At 58.1% G+C, this 1,656-nt stretch carries 2 protein-coding genes; one reads left to right on the top strand and one right to left on the bottom strand.

Features of this window, described 5'->3' with window-relative positions; all coding sequences use genetic code 11:
* Positions 1–643: iron ABC transporter permease (locus tag WH5701_RS00290; protein WP_006169783.1), on the top strand; the 643-nt coding region annotated here is incomplete at its 5' end.
* Here WH5701_RS00290 and WH5701_RS00285 read toward each other — a convergent pair.
* Positions 640–1,551 carry a lysylphosphatidylglycerol synthase domain-containing protein gene (locus WH5701_RS00285; RefSeq protein WP_006169782.1) on the bottom strand — a complete coding sequence of 304 codons (912 nt, stop codon included), beginning with the start codon at positions 1,549–1,551 and terminating at the stop codon, positions 640–642. The two genes, WH5701_RS00290 and WH5701_RS00285, sit on opposite strands and share 4 nt — an antisense overlap.
* Positions 1,552–1,656 lie beyond the last annotated feature (105 nt).

Below are 1,656 nucleotides of genomic sequence, written 5' to 3'. Positions count from 1 at the left end.
AACCAACTTCACCAACGACTTACTCCAGCTCAGCTTGCGCAGCCTGTTTCTTGCTTTAGCCGCGGCGATTCTTGCCGTCGGCGCAGCGGTGTTGCTGGCCATTGCGAAACGCTGGAGCACTGCACCCTGGTTGCGCAGCCTGACGTTTCTGGCAGGCATGGGCTACGCCATCCCTGGCACGGTTTTAGCGCTTGCCCTTCTCCTCACTGGAGCACCCTGGCAAATCGCCCCTCTCGCCCTGTTGCTGTGGGGCTACAGCGATCGCTTTTTAGCCGTCGCCAAGAGCGGCCTCGATGCAGCTTTGGAACGCATCAGTCCCAATCTTGATGAGGCCGCTACAGGGATGGGCTTCGATTGGCATCAGGTTCTCCGCAAAATTCATTTGCCGCTTCTGCGCGGACCGATGACCGTTGGACTCCTCTTGGTCTTTGTCGACACGATCAAAGAGCTTCCACTCACCTTCGCATTGCGTCCCTTTGACTTCGACACCCTGTCCGTACGGGTGTATCAATACGCGAGCGACGAGCGATTGGCAGAAGCTCTGCTCCCGGCTTTGATGATCTTGGTCTTAGGTCTGATTGCGTCAATGGCCCTGGTACCGACCCTGGATCAGAGCTCCAACAGGAGATCAATTCAGGATTAAGTCCGCCGGGCAAACCATTCAACGATCTGGCGATCGGCACGGAACGATCCAACCGCCAAGACATCAGCCAGCGTCGAAATCAGTCGATAGCTGAGCACCACCGCCAACAGTGGAGCTTCAGCCACAGCTCCGCCAAGTCGCAGCAGCAGAGTGGCTTCAAAAACACCCAACCCACCGGGAGCACCCGGCACGACCAAACCAACGGCGTAGGCCAAGCCAAAGGCTGCGAGCCACTGCGAAGGAACAGGCTGGGCCAGATCAAAGGCTTGAACACAACAATAAAACCCAGAAAAGCGACACAGCACAAACATCATTTCGGCAGCAAAAGGCGACCAGGGATATCCCATGCGACCACTGCCCTCAACCTCGAGTGGGCAATCCCCAGCCGTCTGAAGCTGCGTCGCTTTCGATCGCTCTAACCGCTCCAGAATTGGCTCTCGCCAGCGTGGCAGAAGCAGCAACGCCGGGATGGGAGCCAACAAAACCAGCCCGTTCTGCCATCCACCGGCCATCAGCATTAGTAGAGATACCGCCACAATTAGTAGGGGATCAAGGATGACCCCGGCCAAAGCTGGCCCCCCTCCCATAGAGGGTCGAAGCGAACGCACACGCTCCACAAGGTGCCAGATGCCTCCGGGCAAATACTTCAGCAGGTTGCTGCGAACAAACAACGGCACCACCGCCAGGTCGTCCGGCACAGAACCAAGCCACCCCAACACCACGCGCCAGGCCACGCCATTCATCAAGATGCTCAGCCAGGTGAGCCCAAGCCCAAGCACCAACCACCACCAGCCTTGGCTATCCAAGCTCTGCTGGCGCAATTGGGCACTCTGTTGAACGAGAGCCACACCAATAAATGCAAGGCTCGCCAGGGTGATCCACAACTTTGGCGACCGCCATTTGCCCATCACCAACTCCAGTCCGCATCGCTGATGAATGGAGCCGCCACCACCGCCGTCCGCAACTCCGCCAACGAGCATCCAGTGCGGCGACTCATCAACTCCAAATCATCG

It is taken from the genome of Synechococcus sp. WH 5701, from assembly GCF_000153045.1.
Classification (GTDB): domain Bacteria; phylum Cyanobacteriota; class Cyanobacteriia; order PCC-6307; family Cyanobiaceae; genus Regnicoccus_A; species Regnicoccus_A antarcticus.
This window is presented reverse-complemented; position numbering and strand designations above follow the sequence as displayed.

Bases quoted from the DNA above. Each gene is read 5' to 3' on its own strand.
- WH5701_RS00285 (WP_006169782.1), bottom strand. From the start codon at position 1,551: ATGGGCAAATGGCGGTCGCCAAAGTTGTGGATCACCCTGGCGAGCCTT.